15 protein-coding genes and 1 tRNA gene are annotated in these 15,169 nt (G+C 44.8%); 4 read left to right on the top strand and 12 right to left on the bottom strand.

The features are described 5' to 3' along the window. Window positions 1-266: 266 nt before the first annotated feature. The 8 genes from cysM to A3773_RS03335 all read right to left on the bottom strand — a co-directional run bounded on the left by cysM (window position 267) and on the right by A3773_RS03335 (window position 8,461). Window positions 267-1,160: a cysteine synthase CysM gene (cysM, locus tag A3773_RS03370; RefSeq protein ID WP_067983090.1), complete on the bottom strand. Its 894-nt coding sequence runs from the start codon at window positions 1,158-1,160 to the stop codon at window positions 267-269. 155 nt (window positions 1,161-1,315) lie between these two features. Continuing rightward, the gene (locus tag A3773_RS03365; RefSeq protein ID WP_067983089.1) at window positions 1,316-2,530 is read right to left on the bottom strand and encodes a bifunctional alpha/beta hydrolase/OsmC family protein; all 1,215 of its coding nucleotides are present in this window, start codon (window positions 2,528-2,530) and stop codon (window positions 1,316-1,318) included. Between the two features lie 205 nt (window positions 2,531-2,735). Then, window positions 2,736-4,997 (bottom strand): putative bifunctional diguanylate cyclase/phosphodiesterase, encoded by a 2,262-nt coding sequence (locus A3773_RS03360; protein ID WP_067983088.1) that lies wholly within the window; start codon window positions 4,995-4,997, stop codon window positions 2,736-2,738. A 3-nt stretch (window positions 4,998-5,000) separates the two neighbouring features. Then, window positions 5,001-6,053, bottom strand: coding sequence for a TRAP transporter substrate-binding protein DctP (dctP, locus tag A3773_RS03355; protein ID WP_067983085.1), 1,053 nt, complete (start codon window positions 6,051-6,053; stop codon window positions 5,001-5,003). A gap of 305 nt (window positions 6,054-6,358) precedes the next feature. Continuing rightward, a tRNA-Met gene (locus tag A3773_RS03350) sits at window positions 6,359-6,435 on the bottom strand. Window positions 6,436-6,510: 75 nt separating this feature from the next. Then, window positions 6,511-6,897: a PilZ domain-containing protein gene (locus A3773_RS03345; protein ID WP_067983083.1), complete on the bottom strand. Its 387-nt coding sequence runs from the start codon at window positions 6,895-6,897 to the stop codon at window positions 6,511-6,513. Further along, window positions 6,894-7,679, bottom strand: coding sequence for an OmpA/MotB family protein (locus A3773_RS03340; protein ID WP_067983080.1), 786 nt, complete (start codon window positions 7,677-7,679; stop codon window positions 6,894-6,896). Before A3773_RS03340 ends, A3773_RS03345 begins: the two co-directional genes overlap by 4 nt. A 14-nt stretch (window positions 7,680-7,693) precedes the next feature. Next, a complete protein-coding gene (locus tag A3773_RS03335) occupies window positions 7,694-8,461 on the bottom strand; it encodes a motility protein A (protein ID WP_067983079.1) in 768 nt (255 codons plus the stop codon). A 106-nt stretch (window positions 8,462-8,567) separates the two neighbouring features. Between A3773_RS03335 and A3773_RS03330 the strand changes: the two genes are divergently transcribed. Beyond that, window positions 8,568-9,440: a DUF72 domain-containing protein gene (locus A3773_RS03330; protein WP_067983077.1), complete on the top strand. Its 873-nt coding sequence runs from the start codon at window positions 8,568-8,570 to the stop codon at window positions 9,438-9,440. 10 nt (window positions 9,441-9,450) lie between these two features. On the opposite strand, the gene A3773_RS03325 is transcribed toward A3773_RS03330, so the two are convergent. Next, complete coding sequence (locus tag A3773_RS03325) at window positions 9,451-10,056, bottom strand: DUF924 family protein (protein ID WP_067983075.1); 606 nt, start codon at window positions 10,054-10,056, stop codon at window positions 9,451-9,453. A gap of 119 nt (window positions 10,057-10,175) precedes the next feature. Further along, window positions 10,176-10,922 carry an EAL domain-containing protein gene (locus A3773_RS03320; protein WP_156473427.1) on the bottom strand — a complete coding sequence of 249 codons (747 nt, stop codon included), beginning with the start codon at window positions 10,920-10,922 and terminating at the stop codon, window positions 10,176-10,178. A gap of 225 nt (window positions 10,923-11,147) precedes the next feature. Here A3773_RS03320 and A3773_RS03315 point away from each other — a divergent pair, with 225 nt between their 5' ends. From A3773_RS03315 to A3773_RS03305, 3 genes are read left to right on the top strand one after another with little or no spacing between them, the layout of a single operon-like run. After that, entirely contained in the window at window positions 11,148-11,963 is an 816-nt protein-coding gene (locus A3773_RS03315; protein WP_067983073.1) for a hypothetical protein, read from the top strand. Between the two features lie 9 nt (window positions 11,964-11,972). Beyond that, on the top strand, window positions 11,973-12,590 hold the full coding sequence (locus A3773_RS03310) for a glutathione S-transferase family protein (protein ID WP_067983072.1): 618 nt from the start codon (window positions 11,973-11,975) through the stop codon (window positions 12,588-12,590). Beyond that, a complete protein-coding gene (locus tag A3773_RS03305; RefSeq protein WP_067983071.1) occupies window positions 12,587-13,363 on the top strand; it encodes a glycerophosphoryl diester phosphodiesterase in 777 nt (258 codons plus the stop codon). Before A3773_RS03310 ends, A3773_RS03305 begins: the two co-directional genes overlap by 4 nt. Here A3773_RS03305 and A3773_RS03300 read toward each other — a convergent pair. Both A3773_RS03300 and A3773_RS03295 read right to left on the bottom strand, forming a co-directional pair. Next, window positions 13,305-14,180, bottom strand: coding sequence for a pirin family protein (locus tag A3773_RS03300; RefSeq protein ID WP_067983069.1), 876 nt, complete (start codon window positions 14,178-14,180; stop codon window positions 13,305-13,307). The genes A3773_RS03305 and A3773_RS03300 overlap by 59 nt on opposite strands. Beyond that, entirely contained in the window at window positions 14,177-15,151 is a 975-nt protein-coding gene (locus A3773_RS03295; RefSeq protein ID WP_067983066.1) for a glutathione S-transferase family protein, read from the bottom strand. Before A3773_RS03295 ends, A3773_RS03300 begins: the two co-directional genes overlap by 4 nt. Window positions 15,152-15,169: the final 18 nt, after the last annotated feature.

Here is a 15,169-nt window from a genome sequence, read left to right as displayed (position 1 = left end):
ACCTGCGCCATGAAAACCTCTACTCCCAAAAATTTAAGCCGCACTACTTTTTTATTATTTTTATTAGACAAGAAAATATGGGCTCTTCCCTGTTATTCAACCCCTATCCTTTGGGGGGACATTCTATTCTTTATGCAATCAAAGCGCGAATTTGTTTCCCGCCTGTCACCCAAAACAAACAATAAGCATGATCTATACCTATAAAAACGATACGCATAAAAAAAGCCCCAAAGGGCTTTTAAATAACATCGAGGGTGGATCAACGGTTAACTAAAGACACCGGTAGATAAGTAACGATCACCCCGATCACAAATAATACACACGATCACCGCGTTCTCGACCTCTTGGGCTAAGCGCAACGCCCCTGCCACCGAGCCTCCAGAAGAGACACCGCAAAAGATCCCCTCCTGCTGAGCCAGAGCTCGCATTGTAGATTCCGCTTCATCTTGACCAATATCCAACAGTAGATCGACTCGGCTTTTATCAAAAATCTTAGGCAAATAAGCTTCGGGCCAACGACGAATACCGGGGATTTGCGCACCTTCACTTGGCTGAAGACCCACCACTTGAACCGCCTCATTTTGCTCTTTTAAGTAGCGTGATGTGCCCATGATCGTGCCGGTTGTCCCCATCGCACTGACAAAATGCGTTATCTTTCCCCCAGTTTGCTGCCAAATTTCAGGGCCCGTACCTTGATAATGCGCCTCGGGGTTATCCATATTAGAAAACTGATCCAACACAATCCCTTCGCCCCTTGCCTGCATAGCTAACGCCAGGTCTCTGGCGCCTTCCATTCCCTGCTCTTTAGAGACGGAAATTAACTCAGCACCGTAGGCCGTCATCGACGCTTTACGCTCGGCACTGGAGTTATCAGGCATAATCAATTTCATCTTATAACCCTTGATCGCCGCTGCCATCGCTAAAGCAATGCCGGTGTTCCCCGACGTTGCTTCAATCAATGTGTCGCCTGGCTTAATTTGGCCACGGGCTTCAGCGTGCTGAATCATACTTAATGCGGGACGGTCTTTAACCGATCCTGCAGGGTTATTCCCCTCCAGCTTACACAGAATTACATTGCCTCTACCCTGCCCTATACGCTGTAAACGTACTAAGGGGGTCTGCCCAATATAATCTTCAATGGTAGGGAATTGAGCTTGCATAAATTAATCACCCGTCAGACAAAAACTAACAAAAGGGCATAAAAAATTATTTTTTATGCCCTATAAAAGGACTCGGAATTCTACCGATGGTTCCCTGAAAGCTCAAGAAATCTACTTTTTCATTAAAATCGTCGATTAATGCGGTAGTGTCGTTATCAAACCAGTACCGTCACTATGTTTATCTTACCTTCTAATGTCCGATGTACCGGGCAACGATCAGCGATTTCTAACAAGCGCTGACGCTGCTCATCAGTTAAGTCCCCTGTTAACGTGATCTCACGCATAAACTGATCGACCTTACCTCGCGTCTGCTCACAGCCTGAACAATCTTCTGCATGCACTTTGCTGTGATTAACGTCCACTTGAACATGGTCTAAAGGAATCTCCTTTTTTCGTGCATACATACGAATCGTCATCGATGTACAAGCGCCAAGCCCAGCAGCTACCAGCTGATAAGGGCTGGGGCCAAGGTAATTACCGCCATAGCTGACGGGCTCATCCGCTATAAGATGATGCCCCGCAACACTAATATCTTGTGTAAAGCTATTCGGGTCCGCTTCGCTGACCCGCGTTACCCCTTCCGGTGCATTCATTAATTTTGGTAGCAATGTGACATCGATATAACGCTGCACCCAAACAGAGATTAACTCTGCTGCATATTCTGCATCTTCTGCGCGTGACAGTAGGTGATCCGCATCATCTAACGTCACAAAGCTTTTCGGGTGCTTCGCCATTTTGAATAAGCGGGCCGCATTATCTAAGCTGACGGTTTCATCAAGCGGCGCATGCATAACTAGCAATGCCTTTTTAAGATGGCTAACCCCCTGCTCTAGCAAGGTGCCCGATATATCATCGACAAAAGAGCGCTTAATGGTAAATACTCGGCCACCTAAACTGACTTCCGCCTGTCCCTCAGAACAGATATCACTGATATGGTGGCCAAAGTTATGTAACACATGATCGGGTTCTGCCGGAGCGCCAATCGTCACGACTGCTTTAGCTTCGGGGACATGCCCAGCGGCAACAAGCATTGCGGCCCCACCTAACGAGTGACCGATTAATAACTGGGGTGCCTCGTAGTGTTCACGTAAGAAATTAACCGCTTGCAGCAGATCTTCCACATTTGAGCTAAATCCCGTATTCGCAAACTCCCCCCCAGAGTGCCCCAATCCGGTAAAATCAAACCTTAAAACAGCAATGCCTAAGGAGGCTAAACGCTGTGCAATACGCCGAGCAGCAGGTATATCTTTAGAGCAGGTAAAACAGTGAGCAAATAAAGCGAATGCAGCAGGTTTACCGACAGGCAAATCCAGCCTCGCCGCTAATGTAGACCCATCATGGCCAATAAACTCTAAGCGCTCCGTTTTCATTTCTTATCTCTCCGCATGACGTATTTAGACGTGGTGTAACCCCATTTGGTACTTAGGTCCAGTATCAACTAATAGGTGATTTTCGACTATTTATAAATAACTATAGATAAAATAGAGTAGCTTTATGACAACAAAACGCTCAACGGTCTGGAGAGAAAAAAGCCGAACCTCATAAAGATAGGCGACTAACACAGAAAGGGAATGTTTAATGTAAGGACAAGTCCAAAGCGAGTTCCGAAAACTGCGCTAACGGCAACGGTCTAGAAAAGTAATACCCTTGTCCAAGTTGACACTGGTGCGCCAATAACAAGTTAAGATGTGTCTCATCTTCGACACCTTCAGCAACAACATCAATCGCTAAATCCCGTGCTAACGCGATAATCGATGCAAGAATTTTGTTACTAACATTTCCCTCTTTTGCGCTTGCGATAAAGGAGCGATCAATTTTTAAGATATCGACAGGCAATAAGCGTAGGTAGCTTAATGAGGAGTAGCCCGTACCAAAGTCATCTAAGGACAGCATCACATCCAGTTTTTTTAATTCATACAAGATTTTAACGGCGGTCTCTGTGTCCGTGATAACCGCCGTTTCGGTTATCTCTATTTCTAATTGCGCCGGATTAATGCCCGAAGACACTAAGTTACTTTTTAGATGAGGTAAAAAGCTATCATCATATAACTGAATAGCCGATACGTTGATAGACAGTGATAAGTCTTTAAACTCAGTATCTTGCCAATCCTTTAGTTGCTGGATTGCGGTTTCAATAACCCACTGACCTATAGGAATGATTTGCTTCGTATCTTCAGCAACAGGAATAAAGTTGTCCGGCGCAACAAGCGTGCCATCCGCTTTTATCCAACGAATTAGGGCTTCTGCCGCGCAAATTTTGTTCGCTAACAGGTCCACTTTAGGTTGAAAATATAATCTAAATTCACCGTGCTTAATTGCCAAATCAAGATGATTTTTTAATTCAAAATAGTGCTCTACTTTCTCATTCAACTCATTAGAGAAAAAGGATATTTGATTTTTGCCTAAATCTTTAGCGTTATACATCGCTATGTCGGCATTTTTAATCAGCTCTTGCTCATCCTCGGCATCATCAGGGTAATTCGCAATCCCTATACTGGCCCCCACTTTAAATTCAGTGCTATTAATAACAATCGGCTCATTAAGCGCGTCTATCAGCCCTTTCGCGATGAATGCAGATTCTTCTGAATCAGTAACGCCATTCACAATCACCGTAAATTCATCACCACCGATTCTCGCTAAAAAATCAGCTCTGCGTAATCTAAGCCGGAACCGTTTAGCGGCCTCAATCAGTACGTCATCCCCCGCGGCATGACCTAACGCATCATTAATATGCTTAAAGTTATCAAGGTCAATAAAGATCAAAGACAGTTTACGTCCCTGCCGTTGTGCCAAATTCAGGTTTAACGCTAACTCCTCTTCAAAATATTGCCGATTGGGCTGGCCTGTTAGCACATCATGGAATGCGAGCTTTTGTAGTTTTGCTTCTGCATTTTTACGTTCTGAAATATCCTGAAACACAAACACTAACTCGGATGCACCGTCAGGATTTTCTAAACTCTGCGCGTCCTCTTCAACCACGCTGACAGTTAACCACACAGGAACGACGCACGAGTCATAGGAACAAAAACTCGCCTCTCCCTGCCAAGCTTCATGTGCGCCCTCTGCGAAAACAGGGGCAAATGTATTAAACGCCTCGGGGAAAAAAGCCTGAATATTTTTCCCAACCACATCTACAGCGCCGGGCTTGAGCATATTCAAAAAGGCGTTATTAAATTCGTAGATATCGCCTTTATGATCGGTATAGACAATCGCCTCAGTCATGCTAGCAAATGTTTTATGGGCCAACTCTAGTTTACGCATCGGTTTTAAAAGCGAACGTTTAATCATATAAAAAAGAACAAACACAAAGAAAATAGATACAATGCCGATCTGAATTAATTCAACGATCAGTGTGTCTTTTTGATGTTGTTTAAACGCCGTTGTATCAATAAAAAGCTCAACTTTTCCTAAGGTCATCGTGTCAAAACTAATGGGAAATGTGCGGCGAAAATCCGCATACTCAATCAATTTTTTCCGTTGCTTCACATCATATGAAAAAACCTGCCCTTGTCTATCTTTCCACTTTCCCATATAGATATGACCAAACTGACCATATACAACAACACCCACCACATACTCCCCTAACAACTCAGAGTCGAGTACACCTGAGGCGAACTCTTGAGAAAAAGAGCGCTCCACCGATTTGCTATAAATTGACCATATGGAAGGCTTTACTGCGGAGGTTATTCTATTTGAAGTTTGAAACACTAACGAATCAAGATTGGCTTCAAATGCCTTTTCTGACAGATAGAAGCGGACTGCCCCAAAAACAGACATGATAATGACAGTACTTAATACTAGCGCCGTGATTAAACGGTAATTAAAAATAGTCAACATTCGCTATTCATATGGCCCAAAATATTGATAGTAATAATCAAACTCCTGCTTAAATTTTTGCTTACTTTCAATTAAACGACGAGAGAAATCATCTTTTTGTTTATATTGCATTGTTAACGCCGTTGCCGCTACACGCCAACGTTCAATATCACTAGGGCTCCATTTTTGCAGCGTCATACCATGATCCTCTAAGATCGTTAATGCTGCAATATCATTCACCTTAGCTTTCAACGTTGTTGTTAAGGCATACGATTTTATCGCCGACTCTAAAATCGTCTGCAAATCTTTAGGCAACTCATCATAGGCTTCTTTATTAATCAAAAAATCGGCTAAAACGGAAGGCTGCCAGATAGCGGGGACAATGCCGTAAGCGCTAATCTCCATCAAACCTAAATCAATAATACCGGTCGATGTTGTCCACTCTACCGCATCAATGTGACCCGATTCTAATGACGGTTTAATCTCTTCAGGTACGAGTGGAATAGCCATACTTTGCGATGCCTTTACTAAAACCTCACTTGGCAAGCCGGGGCCTATACGTACCTTTTTTCCCTTAAGATCGTCCAAACCCGTTATGGGCTCATTAGAGACCAAACCAAACTCCATACCGGCCCACCACGCAGGACGCCATAAAACACCTTGGGGAATAGAAAGTTCATTGGCCAGCTCGATCCCCCCTTTCTCATAAAAGAACATCATTGATGCATCAATGTTCATAAAATCAAACGGCCCCGAATTCATAACAGCCCATGCTGGGTGCTGTGCCGACCACCAGTTTGGCCAGCCATTCCCCATTTGAATTCGATTTTCACTTACCGCTGTATAAATATCCGAACCGTGGGCCAACTCACCTGCGGGATGAGGCGTTATAATGAGCCGACCTGCGCTCATCGCTTCAATACTTTTTACAAAGTTTTGTATTTCAAGATAACTCGTTGTTGTGGCAACCGCTTGTGACTGTATATCCCAACGATAAACCTCCGGCTCACTCTGTTCCGTACATCCAGAGATAAAAAGAAGAAAAACAAACGTAAAAACAACACGACCAGAGTTCATTTAAAATTCACTTTGTAGGTAAAAAAATCCATTTACTGATAAACATCAAAAGGATAATTCCAGTATATGGTTGATATAAGTATAGATAAAGAAATGAATAACAAGAGTAATTGCATTGAACGACGGGAAATAGCGCCTAAATGGAAGCGCTGAACTAGCGGGGGCTGGATTTGAACCAACGACCTTCGCCCGGGGTTACAAGAGCTGAGTCCGACGAGCTACCACTCAACCCTAGCCTTTCATTCAACAACGCCCAGACGCAAAAAAGCCGACCTAGCATTCACTAAATCGGCTTTCTCTGTATTTGGTAGCGGGGGCTGGATTTGAACCAACGACCTTCGGGTTATGAGCCCGACGAGCTACCAAGCTGCTCCACCCCGCATCAATGTGGTGCGAATACTACAGACCAATTTCAAAAAATTCAAGCTTTATTTAATACTTTCAAACAATTAGCCTGTTATTCCTCATCCGGCCTTAGTTCGTTCTCTTCTGCTGCCTGCCGTATACGTGCTTTTTGGATCTTTATAATTAACTCAGATAAAACTAAACAGGCTTTGTCTGACAGCCCAACAAACTCAGCACCACAACGTCCCGACCCACAGAAAGAGACGTTCAAGTCAGGCTTAAGGCGGTAGTTTTTCCCTAACGTAAATGAAATAACCACGTTTTCAATGCGCCCAGATAGGGTCTTATCCGTTACAAAGGCCACTCCCGTTTCCGAAATATCCAGTAACCCAACCGGTTCATTATCGATTGTCATTGTTACCCCATCATCCACCGGTGCTCTGTAGGTCTGTCGCCTATTATCATCATCTGACAAGTCTAGTACTACAGGGATCTTCATTGCTCAGACCTCCTCTCCAAAACAAATTCTAAACGCCTATTTTTTGCTCTGTTCTCAACACTATCGTTAGCAGCCAGGGGCCTTGAGTCACCATATCCGGTCGCGGATACACGCTCAACCTCCAAGCCTCCTCGTACTAAGTAGCGCAGCACATTAGTCGCCCTAATGGCTGACAGGTCCCAATTTGAAGGAAATCTTGCCGTTTCTATCGGCACATCATCGGTATGGCCCTGAATTCTTAACTTCATATCGGGGTTTTTCTTTAATGTTAATACCACCGAGTCGAGTACTGACATCATTTCAGGTTTAAAGTCAGCCGAGCCCGATGGGAACAACAGGTCACCACTTACTTTAATGGTCAATTTGCCATCTTTAGGGGAACCAATTTCAACCGCTTGATTTAAAATCTCAAGTTTTAGCTGCTCTGATATCTCATCGTTTAAGCTCTGCAAAGCCGTATTTAAATTCTCAGCTTCATTTTCCATTGGCTTATCGGCATCGTCATCCGATAGGTCAGTCGCAGGCAGGATCTCCTCAATCTCTTCAGGAACCTCAGGTTTAACCGGTGCCTCATGGGGGAACTCGATCAAACTGTTCGCACCTGATCCCCCCTGGAAGGCATCGTTTAACGAACGCGTCGCTAATTCAAACCGTTCAACTTCGACACTGGACAGAGAAAACAGCAGAACAAAGAACACCAACAGCAATGTCATTAAATCGGCAAAGGTATAAAGCCAGTCCGCGGATTCATTCTCTTCGATAAGGGTTGTTTTAGACGTCATAACGCATTACTCCCCTATTTTTGTCCAGCCTTAATTTTTTTCCGCTTTGCCGCGGGAATGTATGACGATAATTGCTCATACACATGCATATAGTGATCATTGGTTAAAATACTGATGCAACCCTCCCGAATAATCTCAAGGTTCGTCACTTCCGATAATGTCCTTGATTTCAACTTACCGGCAATAGGCAAAAACACCATGGTAGCTAATAACGACCCATAAAAGGTGGTTAGCAGGGCAACGGCCATAGCTGGCCCAATCGCTTCAGGGTTATCCAGTTCACTCAGCATCTGAATCAACCCAATTAACGTACCCAGCATGCCAAAAGCGGGGGCATATGCCGCCATTTTTCTGAATACATCTTGCGTTGCATAATGCCTCGCCACCAGCGAATCAATCTCATTTTGCAGCGTGTTCCTAATAACCTGCTCAGATGCGGCCTCCGCCAGCAACATACAAGCGCGCTTTAATACGGGGGATGAACTTTCAACATCACCCACCTTTAACAAACCGTGGCGATGGCTAATACGGCTAATTTCTAGCATCGTATCAATCATCTCTTGCTGATTTGTTTTATCCTGAGTAAACACGATAAACGCGCCTTTAAAGGCATTGAGTACATCTTTAAATTGCACGGTGAGTAGCGTAGCCGCTATCGTTCCGCCTGCGACAATCATCATTCCCGGAATATTGACGAATACATCAGAACTTCCCCCCATGATGATGGCAGAAATAATTAAAACTAAACCGGAAATAATTCCAACGAGTGAGGCGAAATCCATTTAATATCTCTCTAAAATCCACTTAAAAATTAACTATATCGGTATGTTAGCATGTTAAAGTACCGTGATTATAAATCCACTTTATTAACGTCATCAGTACAACATTGTGCCCCATCAACCTATTAAACAAACCTGTTATATCGGCCTCACCCAGTGGCAGCATGCGGCGTGGCAAGCGAGTATTCTTCAGCGCCCCTCAAGTGAGCATATTTTAAAAGCTTATTCCCGCCACTTTAGTAGCGTAGAAGGCAACAGTACCTTTTATGGTCTACCCAATGAAGCAACAGTAGAGACCTGGGTAAACGAAGCGGATCCCGCCTTTCGCTTCTGCTTTAAGTTTCCTCAGCAGATCACCCATAAAAACCATCTTAAATCATCAGACGAAGACACTGCGGCCTTCTTAAAGCGACTTGAGCCACTGCACGCACAACTGGGCCTGCTATGCATACAGCTGCCTTCAACCTTTGATGACAATAACCTACACGCCTTATCGGATTACTTGCAGAATCTACCTAACGCGTTTAACTACGGGGTAGAGGTACGAAACCCCTGCTTCTTTAGTAAAGGCGCAGCTGAAACAGCGTTGAATCAACTGCTCGTCGCCCATAACGTCAGCCGCATCAGCTTCGATACCCGCGCACTCTTTAACGATCCTTCTGATGATCCTATAAGCAGCAAAGCCAAAGCGCATAAACCCCAGCTCCCAGTACACGCAATCGCGACATCAACCTACCCAATGGTGCGTTTCATTACGCCCTTAAACTGGACGCTCGGAACTGATTATTTAACGCCATGGATCAACAAAGCGATTCAGTGGATGGATGAGGGGCGTTCGCCTTTTTTCTTTTTCCACACCCCTGATAATGCAGACGCCCCTGAGCTTGCCGCATATTTTGTTCAGCAAATCGAACAGAAACGCCCAGAAAGTTGCCTGTTCACGCCGTGGCCAACCGTAAAGAAACAGAGCACGCTATTCTGATACGCCAGCGCTACTGTCCCCAACGGCTTTTAGTTTGCAATAGAAAAGCTAATTCCTCAGGTGTTGAGCTACGACCTAAGACTTCATTACGGTGGGGGAAGCGGCCAAAGCGACTAATTTGATCATAGTGCTGATAGGCAAAATCTAACCAGTTTTCCACCTGAATCTTATTAACACCAGACACTTCAAAAAGCATCTGCTCAAAGCAATCGAGGCAGAGTTGCTGAATATCTAATTGCTCCGCATGCTCAAGCGGCATATAGAAAAAAACACGTTCAACAATATCTAACGCCTGATCATGGCCCATATTACGACCGTCCATACACAAGGCTAAGGCTTTTTCATCCCCTGAAAAAGCATCTTCAGATCCTCTGAATATCGTTCGCGTAAACTGATCAAGTAAAATAATTAACGCTAAGCGCCCACGTGGCGAAACGGCCCACTCATCAAGTTCACCCCTTAATGCTTGGTGGACCTGATGACCAAACAACTCGCTAATTAGACGATCATTCTCCGCGTCACCCGACCACCATAACTTACTGCGATCACTGACCGGAAAACCATTGTCAATTGCGCCAAACCAAAACCTTAATATATCCTCAATTTCTTCAATCATTACACATCAACACATGAGATTATTAGCTATAAAGATAGTGTAACTTAAACAAATTGCGTACTAACTTGATCAGCCGTGTGCGTACACTTTATGTCATCGTGCTGGAGTTTGTGCCCGACTTAGTTGCCACAATACTCCTGTATAAATAACTCTTTGTAAAAAAATCCTTGAACATAATCAACCCCAATTTTAACCGCATAAGCTAAGTCTTCAGCCGATTCGACCCCTTCGAGTATGGTTTGCTTACCACTCAGCTGAGCATAGCCAATTAAGCTTTTAAAGAGCTGTTTCATACTTTTACTTTGGCAACTATCACCACTGATCCAATGACGATCAAATTTAATAAAATCCACATTACTTAGAATAGTTAATGACACCATAGTGCCCGGCGCTCCCACATCATCCAACGCAATCGCCACACCCTTCTGGTGCATTAACTCGGCAACTTCGTTACTAATATGAGCATCATTCAGGTCTGTATTTTCTATCAACTCAACGACTAAATTATCATTCTCCGTTAACATTTTAGCCATCACATTCGTGCTTTCAGCCGGCCCAAATACAGCAAAAGCATGGGGGTCAATATTGAGAAACAGCGTACTCCCCTTTGGACGAAACCTGATTTGTAATCGTTTTAACTGCAATTCCACTTGCGCAAGCATAAGCGGGCTATCATGTAATGACTGAAAAACACTGAGCGGGGTAATAAGCTCCCCTCGATGATTAAAAAACCGCGCTAACGCTTCATAACCAATCACTGCACCATTGCTGGTATCAATAATCGGTTGATACTCAACACCAAAACGCTGCCTATCGACTAATTCAAGCAACGCTAACCTATCCATAACCGGACTATATGAACTCAAAAGATACAACCTCAAAAAAACAGAAATGATAATGATTATCAATTCTATTAAATAAATAGTATTTTGAGTAGTATAAAAATGAATAAACCGTTAAATCGCTTACAAAATATTGCCGCACGGAAACGGGCTATATCCTATCCCTTATTAGGTTAGCTATTTTATTATTGCCCACATAGGGCTACATTATGTGGCATTGTCTTACTAAATTTGACAGAGGAAGATAGAATGCAACGCCTTTTTTTGATCATTATCATTGCTGCAATACTCGCGGCGGCTTATCTATTCCTAGACAAAAAAGAGTCTCTCTCGACCTCAGCCATACCCGCCCCCACTCAGGAACCCTCTAGCCCAAATGCTAAAAAACATATTGACGCATTAACTCAAGGGGCGAATGACCCGATAGAGATAGGAAAGGCGGATAACTTTGTCACGTCAGATCAACTACTTAAGTTACCTAAAAAAAGCACTGAGACCGCCTCAGCCATTACAGAGGAAGCCCTTGCTGCAAACCCAGAAACAAGCGATGACGAGGGAGCAGCAACCTTTGCGGTATCAAGCCATATCAACATCATTAAAACAGACACCGCCACAACCGCCTCAGGCAGCGACAATGCCAATCCGCTTACCTCACTCAGTCTAGAGAACCAAATCAAGCTACAAGAGCTTCTCGACAACCCCGACCAAGCCGCCAGTAACATCTATTTTATTCACGCTGTAAATGAAAACGATGACGAAGGCCTGTGGGGGATTATTCAGCACGGTCTCATGAGTACATTTACCAAAGGGCTTGTATTACCTGGACTTGATAAAACCGTTACCGTCGACATCCCAAAAGATGCCGATGAGAAGTTAGACAATAAGCGTAGTTCTTTTTTAGGCCAAATCCTTAAGAATAAGGTGGATAGAACCTATATTTACAATTACGAGAAAGGAATCTTAGGCGATAACCCTAACCTCATCACACCAGGGCAACAACTGATTATTGTTACGTTCACTGAAGAAGAATTGATCACTATCTATAACCATTTCACATCGCTTTAAGGAGTTTGAATGATCGATCTGTATACATGGGGAACCCCTAATGGCCGAAAAATTTCGATTATGCTTGAGGCATTACGATTGCCTTATAGTGTTCACCCAATCAATATTCTTGAAAATGATCAATTCCAACCCGCTTTTTTAAAAATAAGCCCCAACAATAAGATTCCAGCAATTGTGGACCCCGAAGGCCCCAATGGAGAAACCGTCGAACTCTTTGAAAGCGGCGCAATTCTTATCTACTTAGCGGAAAAAAGTGGTGAGTTTATCCCAACCGATCCCATCACTCGCCTAGAGTGCCTTCAATGGCTCATGTGGCAGATGAGTGGCTTTGGTGCTTTCCTAGGGCAAGCCCATCATTTTAATCAGTTCGCTAAAGAGGATGTACCTTACGCAAAACAGCGCTTTAACCAAGAGGCTCAACGACTGTGGCAGGTATTAAATACTCAACTCAAAAATAAAGCGTTTGTGGTCGGCGATGAGCTATCCATTGCTGATTTCGCGATCTACCCTTGGGCGATGCGCTATGCATGGCAGAAGGTTGACCCCGAGCAGTTCCCCCACGTTAAAGCATGGATGGATCGCATGGGCAATATCGAGTTTGTGCAACGGGGTATGCAGGTACCATGATCGCCAGTCGCATCATTGGCCACCGTGGGGCGGCTGCCCTCGCACCAGAAAATACGCTAGCGGGTATTCGTAAGGCCGCAGCCTGTGATGCGACATGGATAGAACTGGATGTCTCCCTGTTGGGGGATGGCACCCCTGTACTCTCCCACGACCATGAGTTTGATCGCTGCACCAATTACACGGGGGCATTATCCCAATTTACCCTAAACGACCTATTCCAAATAGATGCCGGTAGTTGGTTTAATAACGAAGAGCACCCTGAGCAACTTCCCCTTCTTTCCGATGCTCTCTTACTCTGCCAAGCATTAAACCTAGGCTTAAACTTGGAGCTAAAACCCCGCGCTGGCGAATCAGAACTAACCGCCCGCACGGTGTTTCAAGCCATATCCGTCTATTGGCGCGATCCCCAGCAGTTAATAATCAGCAGTTTCGATCATGATGCACTGAGTACTTACCGCACCTTAGATCCCCAGGCTCAAATAGGCCTACTGTACGATTACCTTCCTGAGTTATGGCATCTACAGGCTGCCACGCTACAAGCCTGTAGCATCCATTGCGATTGCAATACATTAACCAGCTCAGATATTAACGACATCAAAGCCGCCAACTATGACCTCTACTGCTACACCTGCAATGATCCCCAGCAGGCTGAACGTCTCTATGCATTAGGTGTCGATGGCATATTTACCGATAACCCGCTCTTGATGGGATCGCCTAGTCAACCAAACGACCCTCACGATAATCCACAACCGCCTGCTCAACCTCTTTCATAGTATTCATGACAAACGGGCCATACTGTGCAACAGGCTCACCTATGGGCTTACCCGCCAGTAACAGTAACCGCGCAATAGACTTATCAACATCACTCTCAGGTGCAGTAATAGATACCGCTGATCCGGTCGATAGCCGGTTCGCAGCATTAATTAACAAGGGCTGCCCTTCCACTGACGCTTTACCTTCAAACAGATAAATAAACGCATTATGTTCAGTCGGTATGGGCAGTTCCACGGTTATGCCCGGCGGCAATTGCAGATCCACATATAAGGGGCGAGTCCCCTCTACGCAAACGGGCCCTTGATAGCTATTATCACCCAAGGTCAGACTACCCGCGATTAACTTAAGTACAGCACCGCCCATTAGCTCAATTTGAGGCACCGCTTCAGGTTCAATATTTTGGTAGGCAGCGGGTTTCATTTTGTCCTTTGCCGGTAAGTTGACCCACAACTGAAAACCTCGCATTAGCCCCTCGATTGCAACGGGCCTTTCTTCATGAATAACCCCTTTCCCGGCCGTCATCCACTGTACACCGCCCGAACGTAGCTCACCCTCATTACCTAAATGGTCTCGATGAATCATCTGTCCATTCAGCATATAAGTAACGGTCTCAAACCCTCGATGGGGATGGGGAGGAAACCCCGCCATATAATCATCAGGGTTATCGGTCGAAAACGCATCCAGCATTAAAAACGGATCTAAACGGGCCGACGGGTTACGTCCGATACTGCGTTTTAACAGAACCCCCGCCCCATCTTGGCTATCAACCGCAGGGATGACTCGATTAATTTCGCGCTTACTATCACGACTGATCATAACGACGCCCTCCCATGGGGTAAATTAAGATCGAACACGGGCCCTATAGGTATAATACCAGCAGGGTTAATGGTTTTATGGCTGCAATAGTAGTGATGGCGAATATGTGCCATATCCACCGTCTCAGCAATACCGTCTATCTGATAAATATCCCGCAAGTAACCCGACAGTGCAGGATAATCAGAGATGCGTTTCAGGTCACACTTGAAGTGCGTGACATAAACGGGATCAAAACGTACGAGGGTTGTGAATAAACGTATATCCGCTTCAGTCAGTTGATCGCCCACTAAATATCGCTGGCGACTCAAACGGCTCTCTAACTGATCTAGCCCATTAAATAACACCGTCACTGCACGGTTATACGCGGCTTGCGACGTGGCAAACCCTGCACGATAAACCCCGTTATTAATCGCCTCATAAACAAACGCATTCACGCTATCAATCGATGCTTGCAGTGCCTCCGGATAGTAATTTCCCGGAGTAGCACCTAAATGATCAAAGGCCGTGTTAAATATGCGAATAATCTCTGACGATTCATTATTAACAATAACCCCCTCTTTTTTGTCCCATAAAACAGGCACCGTCACCCTGCCGCTATAATGTGGATCGGTATGGGTATACAGCTGATAAAGGTAATCATACCCAAACTGACTATCACCCTGACTTTTCGGGAACCCTTGAGCAAACGTCCAGCCATGCTCCTGCATAAATGGGTCGACAACATCGACACTAATGAGGTGCTGGAGTCCTTTCAATTGACGCATTATCAATGTGCGGTGTGCCCAAGGACAGGCCAGGGAAACATACAGGTGATAACGGTCTGGCTCAGCGTCAAAGACCCGGCCCTCTACATTATATTGGGTCGTTGAGATCACCTGCCTAAATTGAGAGGCCGAGCGAACAAACTCCCCCTTATTACCTTCTGTGTCATACCATTGATCATGCCACTTCCCATCAATTAACAACCCCATAAAACCACCCCACCTATA

This window comes from Neptuniibacter pectenicola (assembly GCF_001597735.1).
Lineage (GTDB): Bacteria > Pseudomonadota > Gammaproteobacteria > Pseudomonadales > Balneatricaceae > Neptuniibacter > Neptuniibacter pectenicola.
Note: the sequence above shows the minus strand (reverse complement) of the source record. Positions and strands in the feature narration are given on the sequence as shown.